This is a genomic window from Variovorax sp. GW822-FHT04E09 (assembly GCF_058800845.1).
The window spans coordinates 280,138-298,242 of sequence record NZ_JBXAMR010000006.1 but is presented as its reverse complement, the minus strand read 5'-3'; the positions used below and the strand labels follow the sequence as shown (position 1 = coordinate 298,242).

At 69.3% G+C, this 18,105-nt stretch carries 17 protein-coding genes; 5 read left to right on the top strand and 12 right to left on the bottom strand.

Annotated features, from left to right (window positions below):
* The first annotated feature begins 11 nt into the window (after positions 1 to 11).
* Together AC1RL8_RS24125 and AC1RL8_RS24120 are read left to right on the top strand one after the other, a co-directional pair.
* The gene (locus tag AC1RL8_RS24125) at positions 12 to 977 is read left to right on the top strand and encodes a PDR/VanB family oxidoreductase (protein ID WP_492687035.1); all 966 of its coding nucleotides are present in this window, start codon (positions 12 to 14) and stop codon (positions 975 to 977) included.
* Entirely contained in the window at positions 974 to 1,624 is a 651-nt protein-coding gene (locus AC1RL8_RS24120) for a TetR family transcriptional regulator C-terminal domain-containing protein (protein WP_489060683.1), read from the top strand. Before AC1RL8_RS24125 ends, AC1RL8_RS24120 begins: the two co-directional genes overlap by 4 nt.
* Here the strand turns inward: AC1RL8_RS24120 and AC1RL8_RS24115 are convergent.
* The 10 genes from AC1RL8_RS24115 to mdeB all read right to left on the bottom strand — a co-directional run bounded on the left by AC1RL8_RS24115 (position 1,617) and on the right by mdeB (position 13,065).
* Complete coding sequence (locus AC1RL8_RS24115; RefSeq protein ID WP_062479653.1) at positions 1,617 to 2,084, bottom strand: RidA family protein; 468 nt, start codon at positions 2,082 to 2,084, stop codon at positions 1,617 to 1,619. The genes AC1RL8_RS24120 and AC1RL8_RS24115 overlap by 8 nt on opposite strands.
* Positions 2,081 to 3,292: an amidohydrolase family protein gene (locus AC1RL8_RS24110; protein ID WP_492687036.1), complete on the bottom strand. Its 1,212-nt coding sequence runs from the start codon at positions 3,290 to 3,292 to the stop codon at positions 2,081 to 2,083. The genes AC1RL8_RS24115 and AC1RL8_RS24110 overlap by 4 nt, the downstream gene beginning before the upstream one ends.
* Positions 3,289 to 4,107 carry a 2-oxo-tetronate isomerase gene (otnI, locus tag AC1RL8_RS24105; protein ID WP_492687037.1) on the bottom strand — a complete coding sequence of 273 codons (819 nt, stop codon included), beginning with the start codon at positions 4,105 to 4,107 and terminating at the stop codon, positions 3,289 to 3,291. The genes AC1RL8_RS24110 and otnI overlap by 4 nt, the downstream gene beginning before the upstream one ends.
* 12 nt (positions 4,108 to 4,119) lie before the next feature.
* Complete coding sequence (locus AC1RL8_RS24100) at positions 4,120 to 4,785, bottom strand: class II aldolase/adducin family protein (protein ID WP_492687038.1); 666 nt, start codon at positions 4,783 to 4,785, stop codon at positions 4,120 to 4,122.
* Positions 4,782 to 6,065, bottom strand: coding sequence for a 3-oxo-tetronate kinase (gene otnK, locus AC1RL8_RS24095; protein ID WP_492687039.1), 1,284 nt, complete (start codon positions 6,063 to 6,065; stop codon positions 4,782 to 4,784). The genes AC1RL8_RS24100 and otnK overlap by 4 nt, the downstream gene beginning before the upstream one ends.
* Before the next feature lie 3 nt (positions 6,066 to 6,068).
* The gene (gene denD, locus AC1RL8_RS24090; RefSeq protein ID WP_492687040.1) at positions 6,069 to 7,082 is read right to left on the bottom strand and encodes a D-erythronate dehydrogenase; all 1,014 of its coding nucleotides are present in this window, start codon (positions 7,080 to 7,082) and stop codon (positions 6,069 to 6,071) included.
* Between the two features lie 43 nt (positions 7,083 to 7,125).
* Entirely contained in the window at positions 7,126 to 8,118 is a 993-nt protein-coding gene (ltnD, locus tag AC1RL8_RS24085; RefSeq protein WP_492687041.1) for an L-threonate dehydrogenase, read from the bottom strand.
* Positions 8,072 to 9,397 carry an MFS transporter gene (locus AC1RL8_RS24080; RefSeq protein ID WP_070063259.1) on the bottom strand — a complete coding sequence of 442 codons (1,326 nt, stop codon included), beginning with the start codon at positions 9,395 to 9,397 and terminating at the stop codon, positions 8,072 to 8,074. The genes ltnD and AC1RL8_RS24080 overlap by 47 nt, the downstream gene beginning before the upstream one ends.
* Before the next feature lie 156 nt (positions 9,398 to 9,553).
* Positions 9,554 to 10,330, bottom strand: coding sequence for a FadR/GntR family transcriptional regulator (locus AC1RL8_RS24075; protein ID WP_492687042.1), 777 nt, complete (start codon positions 10,328 to 10,330; stop codon positions 9,554 to 9,556).
* Positions 10,331 to 10,404: 74 nt separating this feature from the next.
* Entirely contained in the window at positions 10,405 to 13,065 is a 2,661-nt protein-coding gene (gene mdeB, locus AC1RL8_RS24070; protein WP_159279183.1) for an alpha-ketoglutarate dehydrogenase, read from the bottom strand.
* 105 nt (positions 13,066 to 13,170) lie between these two features.
* On the opposite strand from mdeB, the gene AC1RL8_RS24065 reads away from it, so the two are divergent.
* Positions 13,171 to 13,644 (top strand): Lrp/AsnC family transcriptional regulator, encoded by a 474-nt coding sequence (locus tag AC1RL8_RS24065; RefSeq protein WP_159279182.1) that lies wholly within the window; start codon positions 13,171 to 13,173, stop codon positions 13,642 to 13,644.
* 34 nt (positions 13,645 to 13,678) lie between these two features.
* Here AC1RL8_RS24065 and AC1RL8_RS24060 read toward each other — a convergent pair whose 3' ends face one another.
* Together AC1RL8_RS24060 and mltA are read right to left on the bottom strand one after the other, a co-directional pair.
* Entirely contained in the window at positions 13,679 to 15,688 is a 2,010-nt protein-coding gene (locus AC1RL8_RS24060) for a PhoX family protein (protein WP_492687043.1), read from the bottom strand.
* A gap of 217 nt (positions 15,689 to 15,905) precedes the next feature.
* A complete protein-coding gene (gene mltA, locus AC1RL8_RS24055; RefSeq protein ID WP_492687044.1) occupies positions 15,906 to 17,054 on the bottom strand; it encodes a murein transglycosylase A in 1,149 nt (382 codons plus the stop codon).
* On the opposite strand from mltA, the gene AC1RL8_RS24050 reads away from it, so the two are divergent.
* Together AC1RL8_RS24050 and AC1RL8_RS24045 are read left to right on the top strand one after the other, a co-directional pair.
* The gene (locus AC1RL8_RS24050; protein WP_369645632.1) at positions 17,053 to 17,202 is read left to right on the top strand and encodes a hypothetical protein; all 150 of its coding nucleotides are present in this window, start codon (positions 17,053 to 17,055) and stop codon (positions 17,200 to 17,202) included. The two genes, mltA and AC1RL8_RS24050, sit on opposite strands and share 2 nt — an antisense overlap.
* 197 nt (positions 17,203 to 17,399) lie before the next feature.
* Positions 17,400 to 18,059 carry a YiaD family glycine zipper/OmpA-like lipoprotein gene (locus tag AC1RL8_RS24045; RefSeq protein ID WP_062480790.1) on the top strand — a complete coding sequence of 220 codons (660 nt, stop codon included), beginning with the start codon at positions 17,400 to 17,402 and terminating at the stop codon, positions 18,057 to 18,059.
* The last annotated feature ends 46 nt before the right edge of the window (positions 18,060 to 18,105 follow it).

Sequence of the window (18,105 nt, the reverse complement as noted above, 5' to 3'; positions counted from 1 at the left end):
AGACACACACCATGAGCCTCGAACGCACGCTGACCGTCCGTGTCGAACGCATCTCGCGCCAGACGCCGGAAATCCTGGCCTTCGAGCTGACGCACCCGTGGGGCCGCGCACTGCCCGGCTACGAGGCCGGCGCGCACATCGACGTGCACATGCCCGGCGGCTTCTCGCGCCAGTACTCGCTGGCGCGTGCGCCCTCGGGCAGCGGCGGCTACGTGATCGGCGTGAAGCGCGAGCACGCGAGCCGCGGCGGCTCGGCCTCGATGCACGAGCGCGTGCGCGAGGGCGACCTGATCGCGATCAGCGCACCGCGCAACACCTTCCCGCTGCGCGCCGAAGCCCGCCGCCACCTGCTGCTGGCCGGCGGCATCGGCATGACGCCGCTGCTGGCCATGGCGCAGGCGCTGGCCGCGCGCGGTGCCGACTTCACGCTGTGCGTGTTTGCGCGCAGCGAGGAGCACCTGGCCTTCGCCGAGGCGCTGCACGCGCCCGCGCTGGCGCCGCACCTGAAGCTGCACCTGGACCAGGGCGATGCGACGCAACGCATCGACCTGCGCGCCCTGCTGGCCGAGCGCACGCCCGACACGCACCTGTACGTGTGCGGCCCCGGCGGCTTCATGCAGGCGGTGCGCGAGGCCGCCGCGCACTGGCCCGAGGACGCGCTGCACACCGAATACTTCGCCGCGCCCACCGGCACGGCCGCCGCCACCACCACGGGCCTGCCCTTCACGCTGAAGCTGGCGCGGCGCGGCATCGAGGTGCCGGTGGCGGCCGACCAGACCGCGGTCGATGCGCTGCACGAAGTGGGTATCGACATTCCCGTGTCGTGCCAGCAGGGCCTGTGCGGCACCTGCGTGGTCGAGGGCGACGGCGAAGGCGCCGAGCACCGCGACTTCTGCCTCACGGGCACCGAGCGGCGCACCAAGGTGGCGCTGTGCTGCTCGCGCGCCAAGGGCCCCGACCTGGTGCTGCAGCTGTGAGCGTGACGGACACCGACAGCGAAGCCCCCGCCACGCGCGGGCGTTCGCGCAAGTACACGCAGGTGCTGGGCCTCATCAACCAGGCCGCCATCGAGGTGTTCGCCAGCGAGGGCCTGGCCGGCGCCTCGACGCAGGCCATCGCCGACAAGGCGGGCCTGTCGAAGGCGCAGCTGCACTACTACATCGAGAGCAAGGAGGCGCTGTACCGCCAGGTATTGCAGGACATCCTGACCGACTGGATCGTGGTGTTCGGCTTCAGCGACGAAGCCTTCGGCCCGCGCAAGGTGCTGGGCGACCTCATTCAGCGCAAGATGATGTTCTCGTTCGAGCATCCGCTGCGTTCGCGCATCTTCACCGCCGAGATGATGCGCGGCGCGCCCGTCATCAACAGCATGATGGACACCAGCAAGCAGCGCACCGACCAGGCCGCCGCCGTGATCCAGAACTGGATGAACCAGGGCCTGATGGACACCGCCGACCCGATGCTGGTGCTGTTCCACATCTGGGCCGTGACGCAGTTCTACGCCGACCACGCCACGCAGGCCGCCTACTACCGCAACACGGCGCAGCAGGGCGAGGACAAGGACCGCCGCTACCTGATCGAGCAGGTGACGGAGTTTCTTTTGAAAGGCGCGGGCGTCAAGTAGCCGCGCGCTGCGGCAGGTACATGGTGGCTTCCACCTCGACGAGCACCTCGTCGCCCGGCAGGAAGCGCGACACCTCGACCACCGTGCTCACCGGCGGCTCGCCCGGATAGAACAGGCCGCGCACGCGGTTGTAGAAGGCGTAGTGCGGCAGGTGGCGGAAGTACTGCACCAGCTTCACCACGTCTTCCATGGTGCCGCCGTGCTCGGCGGCGATCTGGCGGATGCGCTCCAGCACGAACCAGCTCTGCGCCACGATGGGCGCCTCGAAGATGTCGACCGACATCTGGCCCGTGGCATAGCCCACGCCCTGCAGCGCGGTGCGGGCTTCTTCCGGGATGGCGTCGTAGCCGGCCACCGCGCGGCGCGTGGCCGGGTCGACGGCGACCACGCCGCTCATGAAGACGAAATCGCCGACGCGCTTGGCGGCGGCATAGTTGGCCATCGGCTTGCCCATGCTCATGGTGTTGTCGGCTCCAGAAGTTGACCCGCGCGGTAGACGCTGCGCAGGCGGCCGCGCGGGCCGATGAGTTCGTGTTCGTCGGTGGCGGCCAGCACCACCAGGTCGGCCGGGCAGCCCGGCGCGATGCGGCCGTCCCATGCGAGGCCCAGCGCTTTCGCGGGGTTCACGGTGATGGTGTCGAGCCAGTCGGCGGCGGGCGCCAGGTGCGCCATCTGCACGCCCAGGCCGAAGGTCTCGAGCAGGTCGTAGCTGCCGTAAGGATAGAAGGCGTCCTGCACGTTGTCGGTGGCCAGGCTGGCGCGCAGGCCGTGCGCCGCGGCCTCGCGGATGCGCGTGATGCCGCGCGCCACGGGCGTGCGGTCCCACGCGCCCTGCAGGTAGAGGTTGGTGGTCGGCAGCGCGACCAGGTGCAGCCCGGCGCCGGCGCACAGCGTGAGCGTTTCGGCCGCCACCGCGTCGTCCTGCACCGAGAGCGAGCAGGCGTGGCCGCAGACCACGCGGCCCTTGAAGTCGCGCGCGCGCACCAGCTGCGCGATGCTGCGCAGGCCGCTGGCGTCGGTGTCCAGGCCTTCGTCGACGTGGAAGTCCAGCCCCAGCCCGTGCTGCTGCGCGAGGTCGAACACGCGGCCCAGCTTGGCGAAGAGGCCGTCGTTGCGGTAGATGAACGCGCCCAGCGAACCGCCCGCGCGCTTCACGTCGCGCGCGATGCGCTCGCCGGCGGCAAGGTCGGCGAACACGTCGAGCGGCACGAGCGCGACGAACTGCAGCTCGATGCGGCCGGCCCACTCTTCGCGCAGCGCCTCGAACACGGCCAGCGCGGCCGGCGGCTCGGGCTCGACCCAGTCGAGGTGCGTGCGCAGCGCGCGCGTGCCGGTGCGCCAGGCCTCGTGCAGCGCGCGCTCCATGCGCAGGCGCAGCGAGGCGCCGGTCCAGCTCGCGCGGTGGCGGCCCATGCGTTCGATGGCGGTGAACAGGTCGCCCTGCGCGGCGCCGACGTCCTGCACGGTGAAGTTCTTGTCGATGTGCGCGTGCGCCTCGACGAGCGCGCTCAGCAGCGTGCCGCGCGCCTGCGTCTGCGAGGCGCTGGGTTCGATGGCCGCGACCTTGTCGCCGTCGATCGTGACGTCGAAGACCTGCGCATCGCCCGCCGCTGCGAAGCCCCGCAGCGGCGCCGGAATGCGCAGCGCTTCGAGCCGCGTCGTCGTCATGCGCGCTGGCGCCAGTCGCGCAGCCAGCCCAGGCCGGCCGAGGTGCCGCCGGGTTCCATGCCGCGGCGCGGGCGGTACTCGCAACCGACCCAGCCCTGCCAGCCACACTGCGCCGACACCTCGTCGATCACGCCGAAGAGGTAGTCGTAGTTCTGCTCGCCCACATCGGGCTCGTGGCGCTCGGGCACGCCCGCGATCTGCAGGTGGCCGACACGGCCGGTCGGCAGGTACTGGCGCAGCTTCATCGCCACGTCGCCTTCGACGATCTGGCAGTGGTACAGGTCCATCTGCACCTTGAGGTTGGTGGCGCCCACGGTCTCGACGATCTGGTGTGCGTGGTCCTGCCGGTTGAGAAAGAAGCGCGGAATGTCGCGCGTGTTGATCGGCTCGATCAGCACGTCACGCCCGGCCTTCGCGGCCTCGGCCGCGGCCCAGCGCAGGTTCTCGACATAGACGGCCTCTGCCGCCTCGCGCGCGAGGCCTTCGGGCACCAGGCCGGCCATGACGTGGATGCGCGGGCAGTCGAGTGCCACGGCGTAGTCGATGGCCTTGGCAATGCCTTCGCGAAACTCGCCCTCGCGCCCCGGCAGGCAGGCCAGGCCGCGTTCGCCGCCGGCCCAGTCGCCGGGCGGGCCGTTGAACAACACCTGCTGCAGGCCGTTGTGCTTCAGGCGCGCGACGATCTCTTCCTTGCTGAAGTCGTAGGGAAAGAGGTATTCGACGGCCTGGAAGCCGTCTTTCGCGGCGGCGTCGAAGCGGTCGAGAAAAGCGAGCTCCGGATAGAGCATCGAGAGGTTGGCGGCGAATTGGGGCATGGGGTGTTTGTACTACCAGCGCGCACCGAAAGTGCGGCGCAGTTCATCGATCTGGTCGGGGGTGAGCGGTGCGGGCCGGGTGGCCTGCGTGAGCACCTGCAGGCGGGCGGTTTCTTCGAGCTCTTCGAGCACGGCCATGGCCGCGGCCGGCGTCTCGTGCCAGACATTGGGGCCCAGGCGCGCGAGCATCGCCGCGCGGATCGGCGTGCCGGCCGCGCCGTAGCGCGCGATGGTTTGCGCCACCTGCTCGGCCGCCTCGGGTGCGCCGGGGCGGTGGTACGGGATGACCGGCACATGGCCGACCTTCATCACGAAGTAGGGCGTGAGCGCGGGCAGCAGTTCGGCCTGCGGGTTGCCCAGGGTCAGGGCGACGCAGTGCGTGCTGTGCGTGTGGATCACGCAGGCCGTGCCCGCATCGAAGCCGCGCGCGGCGGCGTAGATGCGCGTGTGCAGCGCGATGGTCTTGCTGGCGCGGTCGCCGCCGGTCTGCACGCCCTGCGCATCGAGCCGTGCGAGCCGCGCGGGGTCGAGAAAGCCCAGGCAGGCGTCGGTCGGCGTGATGAGAAAGCCGTCGTCCAGCCGCACGCTGATGTTGCCGGCCGTGGCATGCACGTAGCCGCGCTCGAACAGGCTGCGGCCGACGCGGCAGATTTCGTCGCGGGCTTCGTTCTCGGTCATGCGAGCACTGTAAAAGCTTTGGTGAAGAAATCGTCGCTGCCGAAGTTGCCCGACTTCAGCGTGATGTGCAGCCCGGCTTCGGGCGCGGCGTCGCAGCGCGCATGGCACCACGGCACGCCGGGATCGATCTGCGGGCCGATCTGCATCTGCGCGATGCCCAGCGCCTGCACGCAGGCACCCGAGGTTTCGCCGCCGGCCACCACCAGCTGGTGCACACCGCGCTCGACCAGGCCGCGCGCAATGGCGGCGATGGTGCGCTCGACCATGGCGCCGGCTTCTTCCACGCCGAGCCGCCCCTGCACCGACTTCACGGCGCCGGCTTCGGCGGTCGAGTAGACGAGCACGGGGCCCTGGTCGATCAGCGGTGCGGCCCAGGCCAGCACTTCGGCCGTCACGTCCACGCCCGCCGCGATGCGCAGCGGGTCGATGGCCATCGCCGCGCCGCCGCGCTGGATGAAGTCGAGCACCTGCCGGTTGGTGGCCAGCGAGCAGCTGCCCGACACCACCGCGGTCTTGCCGCCGGCCTTCGGCAACGCGCTGGCCTGCGACGACGGTGCGAGGCCGAAGTTGGCCGGCAGGCCGATGGCCACGCCCGAGCCCGCCGTGAGCAGCGGCAGCTTCGCGAGGGCCGGGCCCATGCGCAGCAGGTCGTCGTTCGAGACCGCATCGACGATGGCGATCGACACGCCCTCGGCCTTCAGCTGCGCGATGCGTGCGTCGATGGCGTCCGCGCCGCGTGCGACCACCGCGTGGTCGATCAGGCCCACCTTGCGCGTGCACTGCGCCTGCAGCACGCGCACGAGGTTCGGGTCGGTCATCGGCGTGAGCGGATGGTTCTGCATGCCGCTCTCGTTGAGCAGCACGTCGCCCGCGAACAGGTAGCCCTTGAAGACGGTGCGCTTGTTGTCGGGGAAGGCGGGCGTGGCGATGGTGAAGTCGCAGCCCAGCGCGTCCATCAGCGCCTCGGTCACGGGGCCGATGTTGCCCCTGACCTCGCCGGTGAAGGTGCTGTCGAAGGTGGAGCAGTACTTGAAGTAGATCTGCTGCGCGCCCTGCGCCTGCAGCCAGCGCAACGCATCGAGCGATTGCGCGATGGCCTCGGCCGGCGCGATGGTGCGCGACTTGAGCGCGACCACGACCGCATCCACGTCGGCATCGAGCGGGCCTTCGGGCACGCCGATGGTCTGCACCACGCGCATGCCGGCGCGCACGAGGTTGTTGGCCAGGTCGGTGGCGCCGGTGAAGTCGTCGGCGATGCAGCCGAGCACGAGCTTCGCCATCGCTCAGCCCTTCAGCGCCAGCGTGACCGCCTGCGCGTTCTCGCGCACGTAGTCGCGCAGGATGGCGTCGAAGCTGGCGTCGGCCTTCAGGCCCAGCGCCTCGGCGCGCGCGGCGTGGATGCGGCTGGGCCAGCTGGTGACGATCTTCGCGATGGCGGCGTCGGGCTCCCAGTCGATGAGGGCGGTGGCCTCGGTGCCGGCGATGCGCTCGAGCGCCTGCGCCATTTCGCGCACGGTGGTGGTCAGCGCGGGCAGGTTGACGGCGGTGCGCGCGCCCCATTCGGCGGCGCTGGCGGTGGCCGCGCGCACGATGCCGGCGACGGTGTTGCCGGGCGAGGCCAGCGCGACCGGCGTCTCGGGCGCCACGGGGCAGCGTGCGCGCACGCCGGCCAGCGGCTCGCGCAGCATGCCGCTCAGGAAGCTGGAGGCAGCGCCGTTCGGACGGCCCGGGCGCACCGACACCGTCATGAGCCGCACGTTGCGGCCCTGCACGAAGCCCTTGCGCGTGTAGTCGGCCACCAGCTGCTCGCCGATGAACTTCTGGATGCCGTAGCTGTTCTGCGGCGTGGGCAGCGTGGTGTCTTCGATCACCGCGGGCAGGCGCTGCTCGGGCGAATCGCCGAACACGGCGACGGAGCTGGAGAACACGAACACGGGCGCATGGCCCGCGCTGCGGCAGGCGTCGAGCAGGGCGCGCGTGGTGTCCAGGTTGCTGCGCATGCCGAGGTCGAAGTCGGCCTCGCACTCGCCGCTCACGGCGGCGGCGAGGTGGAACACGGCGTCGGTGTCGGCCAGCGGCAATGCGCCGTTGGCAGCCTGTTCGTACAGGTCGCCCTGCACGAACTGGATGCGCGCGTCGGCCGCGAGGTCGGCGGGCGGCGGCACGCGGTCGGCGAGCGTGATGCGTGCGATGTCCTGGGGCTGGCCGCCGGCCAGTGCGAGCGGGCCGCCGGCGAGCAGGGTGCGGGCGAGGCGGGCGCCGAGGAAGCCGCAGCCGCCGGTGATGAGAACGTTCATGGTGTGTGTCTTTCCTGGGTCGGTGGAGCGCTCGCGCTCGATGTTATTTTTTCGATTCTTTCGCAACGGGCAGCTCGATGCCCGGGAAGATCTTGATGACCGCGCTGTCATCTTCGCGCGCGAAGCCGGCCGTGGAGGCCTGCATGAACATCTGGTGCGCGGTGGACGACAGCGGCAGCGGAAACTTGCTGGCGCGCGCCACGTCGAGCACCAGGCCCAGGTCCTTCACGAAGATGTCGACGGCCGACAGCGGCGTGTAGTCGCCCGCCAGCACGTGGGCCATGCGGTTCTCGAACATCCAGCTGTTGCCGGCGCTGTGGGTGATGACCTCGTACAGCGCGTCGGGGTTCACGCCTTCGCGCAGGCCCAGTGCCATGGCTTCGGCCGCGGCGGCGATGTGCACGCCGGCCAGCAGCTGGTTGATGACCTTCACCTTGCTGCCCGCGCCGGCCGAATCGCCCAGGCGGTAGACCTTGGCGGCCATCGCGTCGAGCATGGCGCCGGCCTTCTCGTAGGCGGCGGGCGTGCCGGCGGTCATCATCGTCATCTGGCCGCTCGCGGCCTTGGCGGCGCCACCGGAAATGGGCGCGTCGAGGTACAGGATGCCCTGCTGCGCGAGGCGCGCCTCGAGCGCCACCGACCAGTTCGGGTCGACGGTGGAGCACATCACGAACAGGCTGCCGGGCTTCATCGATGCCGCGCAGCCGGGCGTGGTGCCGTCGCCGAACAGCACCGACTCGGTCTGCGCCGCGTTGACGACCACGCTGACCACGATGTCACATTGCGCGCCGAGCGCGGCCAGCGTGTCGCAGGCGGTGCCGCCTTCGCGCGCGAAGGCTTCGGCCACGCCGGGGCGCACGTCGAACACATGCGGCGCATGGCCCGCGCGGCGCAGCGATTGCGCCATGCCGCTGCCCATGGCGCCCAGGCCCACGAGGCCGACGACGGGGGTGGTGTTGGAAGAAGAAGTCATGTCGTGCGTCCTTCGATCAGCGGTTGACCAACTGCTTGGGCGTGAGCCACACGCCGATGGCACCGAGCACCAGCGCGCCGGCCAGCACGTACATGCCGATCTGCGTGCTGCCCGTGAGGTCCTTCAGGTAGCCGATGAGGTACGGGCTCACGAAGCCCGCGAGGTTGCCCACCGAGTTGATGACCGCGATGCCGGCGGCCGCCGCCGTGCCCGAGAGGAAGGCGGTGGGCAGCGACCAGAACAGCGGCGCGCAGGTGAGCACGCCGGCGGCCGCGAGCGACAGGAAGGTCAGCGACACGACCGTGTTCTGCGTGTACGAAGCGGCCACGGTGAAGCCCACCGCACCCATCATCGCGGGGATGATCAGGTGCCAGCGGCGCTCGCGGCGCGCGTCGGCGCTGCGGCCGAACAGGTTCATCGCGACGATCGCGCACAGGAACGGAATGGCGCTGAGCAGGCCGATGTTGAAGTTGCCCTGCACGCCCGTGGCCTTCACCAGCGTGGGCAGCCAGAAGGTCAGCGCGTACTGGCCCATCACGAAGGCGAAGTAGATGAGCGCCATCCACCACACGCGCGCGTCGCGGAACATCGCGCCCACCGAATGCGGGCCCTTGGCGCCGTGCGCCTGGTCGCGGTCGACCTCGCGCTGCAGCAGGTTCTTCTCTTCAGGCGAGAGCCAGCGTGCGTGCTTGATGCCGTTGTCCAGGTAGAACAGCACCATCACGCCCACCAGCACGGCGGGAATGGCTTCGATGATGAACATCCACTGCCAGCCGTGCATGGCCGACACGCCGTGGAAGGCGTCCATGATCCAGCCCGACAGCGGGTTGCCGAAGATGCCCGCCACGGGAATCGCCGACATGAACACCGCAATGATCCGCGCGCGCCGGTGCGACGGGTACCAGTGCGTCAGGTACAGGATCACGCCGGGGTAGAAGCCCGCCTCGGCCACGCCGAGCAGGAAGCGCAGGATGTAGAAGCTGGTCGGCGTTTCCACGAACACGAAACAGGCCGACAGCAGGCCCCAGGTGATCATGATCCGCGCGATCCACACGCGCGCGCCCACGCGATTGAGCAGCAAGTTGCTGGGCACTTCGAACAGGAAGTAGCCCAGGAAGAAGATGCCGGCGCCCAGGCCGAACACGGTTTCGCTGAAGCCGAGGTCCGCGCCCATCTGCAGCTTGGCGAAGCCGACGTTCACGCGGTCGAGGTACGCGACCACGTAGCACAGCATCAGGAAGGGCACGAGGCGCCAGAACACCTTGGCGTAGGCGCGTTTTTCGAGCGCGGCGTCGGGCGCGTCAGCCGCGAGGGGCGCGCCGGCCTGGAGGGTGGAAGTCATTGGGAGGGAGTCCGCTGGATGAAAAAACGGGGTCGTCCCGTCACCCTGCGGCGCGGTCGCCCCTTACTTGTCAGGTCATCATACAAATTTAAGACAAGCTCCCGGATACGGGATAACCCGCACATTTTGCCCTGCCGAAAAGTTGTGAGCGTGGGCTTACTTGCCCGCCGGCCAGCCTTCGACCAAGGGTCGGGCGAGCTGGGCGCCTTCCTGCTGCCAGAAGGCCGGGTCGGCCTGCTCGATGCGGCGGATGGCGTTGTCCATGTGGGCCTTGGCGGCTTCGCGCGCGGCCAGCGGGTCGCCGGCGTCGATGGCCTCGACGATGCGCGCGTGTTCCTGCGCCACCTCGCGCACGAAGTCGGCGCGGCGCGCCTCGTTGGCACGCGTGACGCGGGTGGCGCCATGCAGGAACTGCCGCAGGTACTGCAGCGTCCCGATGAGGAAGGGGTTGCGCGCGGCCTCGGCGATGGCGCGGTGAAAGCGCACGTCCTCGTCGGCCCCGTTGCCGCCCATCGACACCGCCGCGTGCAACGCATCGATGGCGTCGCGGATGCGCAGCATGTCCTCGGGCGTGCGGCGCTCGGCCGCGAGCGCGGCCACCTCGGCCTCGAGCGCGCGGCGCAGCTCGACCATCTGCACCACCGCTTCGCGCGACGCCACGTGCGGCATCTCGAAGCGAAGCGGCTCCACGCCCGCGGCGCGCACGTACACGCCGCTGCCCTGTCGCGAATCGACCAGCCCGAGCGACTTCAGCCGCGACACCGCCTCGCGCACCACCGTGCGGCTCACGCCGAACTGGGTGGCCAAGGCGGTCTCGGCGGGCAGCCGGTCGCCTTCCGACAGGCGCCCGCTGCGCACCTCGGCCACGAGCGCTTCCGCCACCTGGTCGGCCAGGCGGACGGCGGGAGCAAGGGACTGGAAGCGGGCGGTCATGGGCGCGGGAAGGCGGTGGGGCCTGCGACTCTAACGCAGGCACCGCACCGTCACGCCGCATGGCCGCGCTGGCGTCAGGCGCCGAGCGCGTGCCGCGCGGCCCGCGCGATGCTCGCCGCGTCCACGCCGAAGAAACCGCGCAGCGCGGCGCGCGTGTCGCTGCGACCGAAGCCGTCGGTGCCCAGCGTGAGGTAGCGGCGGCCTTCGGGCAGGAAGGCGCGCACGCTCTCGGGCAGGGCGCGCACGTAGTCGGTGGCGGCGACGATCGGGGCCTTGCTGCCTTTGCCGAGCTGCTGCGCGACGAAGGGCGTGCCGGCGTCCTTTTCGCCGGCCAGGGCGCGCTGCTCGCAGGCCTGGCCGTCGCGCGCGAGTTCGCTCCAGCTCGTGACGCTGAACACCTCGGCCGCGATGCCTTCGTCGGCCAGTTGCTGCGCGGCCTTGATGACCTCGGTGAGGATCGCGCCCGAGCCCAGCAGCGTGACGCTCTGCTTCGCCTTGCCCGATGCCGGTGCATACGTGCCGAAGCGGTAGCAGCCGCGCAGGATGTCGGCCTCGGCGCCGGCCGGCAGGTCGGGTTGCGCGTAGTTCTCGTTCATGAGCGTGACGTAATAGAACACGTCCTGCTGCTCGACCATCATCTCGCGGATGCCCGCGTCGACGATGACCGCCATCTCGCCCGCGAAGGCCGGGTCGTAGGCCTTGCAGTTGGGAATCGTCGCGGCCACGAGGTGGCTGCTGCCGTCCTGGTGCTGCAGGCCTTCGCCGCCGAGCGTGGTGCGCCCCGACGTGGCGCCCAGCAGGAAGCCGCGTGCGCGCTGGTCGGCGGCAGCCCAGATGGCGTCGCCCACGCGCTGGAAGCCGAACATCGAGTAGTAGATGTAGAACGGCAGCATCGCCAGGCCGTGCACGCTGTAGCTGGTGGCGGCGGCCGTCCAGCTCGCGATGGCGCCGGCCTCGCTGATGCCTTCTTCAAGAATTTGCCCGTCGGTGGCTTCGCGATAACTCAGCACCGAGCCGATGTCTTCCGGCGCATAGCGCTGGCCCACGCTCGAATAGATGCCCACCTGCTTGAACAGGTTGGCCATGCCGAAGGTGCGCGCCTCGTCGGCCACGATGGGCACGATGCGCGGGCCCAGGGCCTTGTCCTTCATGAGGTTGCCCAGCATGCGCACGAAGGCCATGGTGGTGCTCATCTCCTTGCCCGCGGCGGCCGTGGCGAACTGCGCGTAGGCCGCGATGTCGGGCTTGGGCACGACGTCGCAGGCGGTCTCGCGGCGCGGCATGGCGCCGCCGAGCGCTTCGCGGTGCTGGCGCAGGTAGCGCATCTCGGCGCTGTCTTCGGCCGGGCGGTAGAAGTCCATCGCGGTGGCCTGCGCGTCGGTGAGCGGCAGGTTGAAGCGGTCGCGGAACTCGATGAGGTCGACGTCGCCCATCTTCTTGTGCGAGTGCGTGGTCATCTTGCCCTGCGCGGCGCTGCCCATGCCGTAGCCCTTCTTCGTGTGGGCCAGGATGACGGTGGGCTGGCCCTTGTGGGCGGCAGCGGCGGCGTACGCGGCATGGATCTTCACGAGGTCGTGGCCGCCGCGCTTCAGGCGGTCGATCTGCTCGTCGGTCATGCCTTCGGCCAGCCGCGCGAGCTCGGGGTTCTGGCCGAAGAAGTTGTCGCGGTTGAAGCGGCCGTCCTTCGCGGCGAAGGTCTGCATCTGGCCGTCGACGGTTTCGGCGAACACGCGCGCGAGTGCGCCGCTCACGTCCTGCGCGAACAGGCCGTCCCAGTCGCTGCCCCACACGAGCTTGACGACGTTCCAGCCGGCGCCGGCAAAGAGCTTTTCGAGCTCGTCGATGATGCGGCCGTTGCCGCGCACCGGGCCGTCCAGGCGCTGCAGGTTGCAGTTGACGACCCACACGAGGTTGTCGAGCTTTTCGCGCGCGGCGAGCGTCAGGGCGCTCATCGATTCGGGCTCGTCCATCTCGCCGTCGCCGAACACGCCCCAGACCTTGCGGCCTTCGCAGTTCAAGAGGTTGCGGTGCGTGAGGTAGCGCATGAAGCGCGCGTGGTAGATCGAGCTGATCGGGCCGATGCCCATCGAGCCGGTGGGGAACTGCCAGAAGTCCGGCATCAGGTACGGGTGCGGGTAGCTGCACAGGCCGCGCGCGCCGCTGCCGTCGGTGAAGGCCGGGGCGGTGAGTTCCTGGCGGTAGTGGTTCAGGTCTTCTTCGCTCAGGCGGCCTTCGAGGTAGGCCCGCGCATACACGCCGGGCGCGCTGTGCGGCTGGAAGAACACGAGGTCGCCGCGGTGCGCCGGGCTGCGTGCGTGGAAGAAGTGGTTGAAGCCGGTTTCGAACAGATCGGCCGCGCTCGCGTAGCTGGCGATGTGGCCGCCGAGTTCGCCGTACGCCTGGTTGGCCTTGGCCACCATGGCGAGCGCGTTCCAGCGCATGAGCGAAGCGAGCTTTTCTTCCACCGCGAGGTCACCCGGGAACGGCGGCTGGTCGGCCGCGGCGATGGTGTTGACGTACGGCGTGGCCAGCTCGGGCTGCCAGCCGATGCGCTGCTGCCGCGCCAGGCGCGCCAGCTCGGCCAGCATCTGGCGCGCGCGCTGCGGACCTTGCGTCTGCGCCAGCGCCAGGAAGGCGTCGCGCCATTCGGCGGTCTCTTCAGGGTCGGGGTCGTGCGACGGCGGCGTGTCGAGCAACAGGGCGCGCATCTGGTCGGCGGAGATCGGGGCGTTCATGCCAGCACTTTAAGCCGCCTTGCGGAAAATTAGCTACCGGCACCTGCGACTTCATGGCTATTCGCAAGCATAAAATGCCGCGACCCAAGCGCTTCACGGAATTTCATGGAACTCGACGCCATCGACCTGCGCATTCTCGACGAGCTGCAACGCGACGGCGCCCTGTCGAACGTCGAACTGGCGCGCCGCGTGCACCTGTCGCCCTCGCCCTGCCTGGCGCGCGTGAAGGTGCTGGAGACCAGCGGCGTGATCGACCGCTATGTGGCACTGGCGAACGCCAAGGCGCTGGGCCTGGGGCTCAACGTGTTCATCTCGATCAGCCTGACGACGCAGAGCAAGCAGTCGCTGGCCGACTTCGAGCAGCGCATCGCCGAGCACGACGAGGTGATGGAGTGCTACCTGATGACCGGCGACAGCGACTACCTGATCCGCATCGCCGTGGCCGACATGGCGGCGCTGGAGCGCTTCATCATGGAGCAGCTCACGCCGATTCCGGGGATCGAGAAGATCCGCTCGAGCTTTGCGCTCAAGCAGGTGAGATACAAAACGGCGCTGCCGTTGCCAGCAGCGCCGTCCTGAAGCAAGCGCAAGCCGCCGCAGCGGCAGCCTCGCCTTACTTCGCCAGCTTGATCTGGATCGGGTCGGCCGTGAGGTAGCCGACGGCCGCGGCGTAGCGGTCCTTGTAGTTGGCGCGCACCAGCGGGTCGAGCGTGGCCTGCACCTTCGAGTGGATGCCGCCCCAGTCACCCGCGTGCTGGAAATTGCTCATGATGTAGGTCCAGCCGTTGATCTCGTCCACGGCATGCAGGCCGGTCGATTCGCCGCCCGCGGGGATCGACATGAGGCGCGAGAGCTTCTTGGTGTCGATGTTGTAGGCCCACAGGAAGTTGTTGACGTGGCTGCTGCTGTCCTCGCCGATGAACAGCGTGCGCAGCTTTTCCGAGAACTTGATGTTGTCGGGGTTGCCGATCTTGTCGGGGCTGGAGGTGTTGCCCAGCGCGTCGGGCGTGGGGAGGTCTTCGCCCACGATCAGCGCGCGGGTCTGCGTCGGCACCCAGTCGCTGTTGATGGACTTGCCGTCGGTGTCCTTCTGGCCGCCCGCAAGGTTGTGCGCCATCACGCCGCCGGCGCTGAGCTTCTTGGGCAGCGCGATGTTGTTGGCCGCCGACCAGCCCTTGCCGCCGCTGACCATCGAGTCCTGGATGTTCTGCAGCGCGGAGTAGGCCACCTTGTCCTTGATGTTGACGGTGGTGCCTTCCATCTTGGTGAAGGCCATGCTGGCGCCCTTCACGTTGGCGTAGCGGTGGGTTTCCAGGAAGGCCGCGGCCTTTTCCATGCCGGGCTTTACGCGGCCCCAGCTTTCCTTGCCGTCCAGGAACATGTGGGTGTACGTGGGGTCGGCGGGGTTGGTGGTGGTCACGTCCATGATGTCGGTGGCCTTGAGCGAACCGGCCAGTGCTTCGATCTCGGCGCTGGTGGCATGACCCAGGTTGATCCACGTCATCTTGGTGGTGGATGCGGCGGCAGGGTCGATCGAGTAGCCGGCCTCGTAGCGGGCCACGTAGAGCGTGCCGGCCGACAGGTCTTTTTCCTTGTCGGCGACGAACATGAAGAAGCCGCCGTTGGTGTAGTCGTCGCCCATGATGGCGGTGCGGTTGTCGGGCATGACCTGGATCAGCTCGTGCGAGATGCGGCCCATGCAGTAGTGCTTCTTCACGCTGCCGGTGCCGTCGGGGTTCACGGTGACCTCGGGCAGGTGGCCGTAGTGGTACGGGTTGGCCTTGGTCTCGTCGCCGAACACGTTCTTGCTGTAGGCCTTGAACATGTCGGTGCCGGCGGCGGTGGTCGCGTCGGGCTCGTACTCTTCGCTGGACAGGTGGGTGTTCCACGGCGACAGGCTGGCGCCGCAGGTGATCCACAGGCCGTGGGCGCTCGACATGTCGACGTTGTGGTACTTGACCAGGCTCAGCTTGCCGGTGGTCTGGTCCTGGTCGAGCGTGAGCACCGCGATGGGCGAAGGCAGCGTGCCGTAGGTGTTGTCGCCCTTCAGGTTGCGACTGGTGTATTCGAACTGCACAACGGCGAACACCGCCTTGCCCTTGACGCCGGGCACGTTGGCGTTGGGCAGCGAGATCAGCGAGGTGCCGTCCGGGCTGTCCGAGAAGAACTGGCGCTCCTTGCCCGCCACCGAGGCGTCGATGATCGGCTGGTTCTTGATGTCGACGTAGCCGCCCGCGAGGATCTTGCCGCCCTTGCCGTCCGGCACCATGTCGCCGGTCAGGAAGAAGGGCTGGTAGGCCAGGCGGTATTCGGTAGAGCTGCCGTTGTCGAACGACACCTTGAGCGTGGAGCCGACCGTGTTCGTGGCCATGGCGGCCGGGTCGGCCAGCGTGGGCGCGGCCATGCCGTTGAATTCGGCCGACACGAACTGCGCAGCCGGTGCGGGTGCCGGCGCGGGGGCCGGCGGCGGCACCACGAAGGGCGGGAAGGCCTGGCCACCGCCGCCGCCACCGCCGCAGGCGGTGAGGAAGGCGACGCCGCCCAGCGGGAGCATCGGGGCGGCGCCCAGCAGTTTCAGGGCGTGACGGCGGGAGGCGCCGGGCGCCTTGGCTTGATCAGTCATTTGTTTTCCAGGGATCGTGGGTGGTTCGGCATGAGGCCGAAAGTCGACCTCTGTCAGGGCGCAGACCTTAAAAGGCGCCCATGACGAAGGCATGCATCGCGCATGACAGAACGATGACGACCGCCACGACCACACCCCGCCCACGCACCGGCCGGCGGCATGCAAAACGGCGCGGGATCACCGCGCCGTCGTGTCGTTCAAGAACGAGAAATGGCCCTCAGGGCGCCGGCAACTGCCTCGGCCACAACGCCCACAGCCGCAGCGGCTGGTTCACGCTCGCGGCCAGCCGTCCGGCCTCGGCGCCGGTGCCGGCGAAGTAGTCGGCGCGCACGGCGCCCAGGATGGCGCTGCCGGTGTCCTGCGCCACCACCAGCTTCTGCAGCTGCGCGGTCGGGCCGTTCGAGGCGAGCCACACCGGCGTGCCGTAGGGAATGCTCTCGCGGTCGACCGCGATGGAGCGCCCCGCCGTCAGCGGCACGCCCTGCGCGCCGCGCGGGCCGAAGGCGGCGTCGAGTTCGCTCATGGTCTCTTCGCGGAAGAACACGTAGCGCGGGTTGCTCCACAGCAGCTGCGACACGCGCTGCGGGTTCTGCGCCACCCAGGCCTTGGTGTCGTCGGGCCACTTGCCGACCTTGGCCACGCCCTGGCTCATCAACCACTGCTGCACGCTGCGGTACGGCTGCTCGTTGGTGGCCGCGTAGGCCACGCGCACGGTGTGCTGGTAGCCGTTGGCCTCGGTGATGCGCAAGCGGCCCGAGCCTTGGATGTGCAGCATCAGCGCGTCGATGGGGTCGGCCATCCAGGCGATCTCGCGACCGCGCAGCGCGGCCTGGGCCTCGGGCAGGGTCTCGATCTCCTGGCGCGTGAACCAGGGGCGCTTGGGCACGAGGCCGTCGGGCGCCTGGTACAGCGGCACGCTGAAGCCGGCCGAGGGCACGCGCGAGGCTTCGTACACGGGCTCGTAGTAGCTGGTGAGCTTGCCTTCGCTCTGCCCCGCGAGCGATTCGACGCGGTAGGGCTGCAGCCGGTCGGTCATCCAGCGGCGCTGCGCCTCGGGCGTGGCGATGGCGAGCTGGCGCACCTCGCGGCACAGCGGCGCGAAGGCGGCGTTGGGGCGTGCGCAGTTGGCCAGCAGCGCGATCCACGCCTCATGCAGCGGGTCTTCGCTGAAGCCCGGCAGTTCGGACCAGCCCACGGGCACCCAGCGGCTTTTCGGATGCGCGAGCGATCCGGTCAGCGGACCGAGGTCGCGCGGCGGGGTGACGGTGGGTCGGGTGGGGGTGTCGGGGGCGCGGGGGCCGAGGGAACAGCCGGCAAGCGTTGCTACGATCGCAAGCCCGACCAGCCACTGGAGTCCATTTCTCATGGGTTTGATTCTGCTTGAAGCCCTCGCCGCGGGACTCGTCCTGATCTTGATCATCTGGTGGACCATGTTTTCCGGGCGCAACAAGGGTGAATTGCATGACGACCCCGACGCCGAGCGTGAGGACACCGATCCGCCGCCCAAAGTGTGAATTGCTCGTGTAGCCACACGGCGCGGCCCACTGTCGGACAAGCACCCCATTGCTACAACTTTAGTAGCAATCATCGCAGCATTCACGGGCGATGGCGAAAGTTTTCTTATTTTCCGTAGGGCTTTGAGCACGTACCATCGCATACCCGCCGGGGGCTAAGCTGTGGCCCGCTTGATTCAACCTTGAAAGGGATCGCCATGAAAAAGTTCGTTCTTGCAACCACCGCAGCTGCCCTCGTCCTGTCCGGCTGTGCCGGCGGAATGACCGACACCCAGCGCAACACCGGCATCGGTGCCGGCATCGGCGCGCTCGGCGGCGCCGCCATCGGCTCGGCCACCGGCGGCAACCGCGGTGCCATCGGCACGGGCGCGGTGGTCGGTGCGGCGGCCGGCGCACTCGGCGGCTACCTGTGGTCGCAGCGCATGGAAAACCAGAAGCGCCAGATGGAAGCCGCCACCCAGGGCACCGGCGTGGCCGTGACGCAGACGGCCAACAACGAGCTCAAGCTCGCCATTCCGAGCGACGTGTCGTTCGACGTGGGCCGCTCCAACATCAAGTCGAACTTCGCGCCCGTGCTCGACCAGTTCGCCAACGGCCTGCGCAACAACCCGAACGCCGAGGTGCGCATCATCGGCCACACCGACAGCACCGGCTCCGACGCCATCAACAACCCGCTGTCGGTGGACCGCGCTGCCAGCACGCGCGACTACCTGGTGGCACGCGGCGTGAGCGCCGCGGCATTCCGCATCGAAGGCCGTGGCTCGCATGAGCCGGTGGCCGACAACAACAGCGACGCCGGCCGGGCACAGAACCGCCGCGTCGAGATCTACGTGGGCGAGCGCGCACAGCGCGGCTGATCGCCGTCCCACCGGGAAACCGGCCGCCCTATCGAACGGCCGGTTC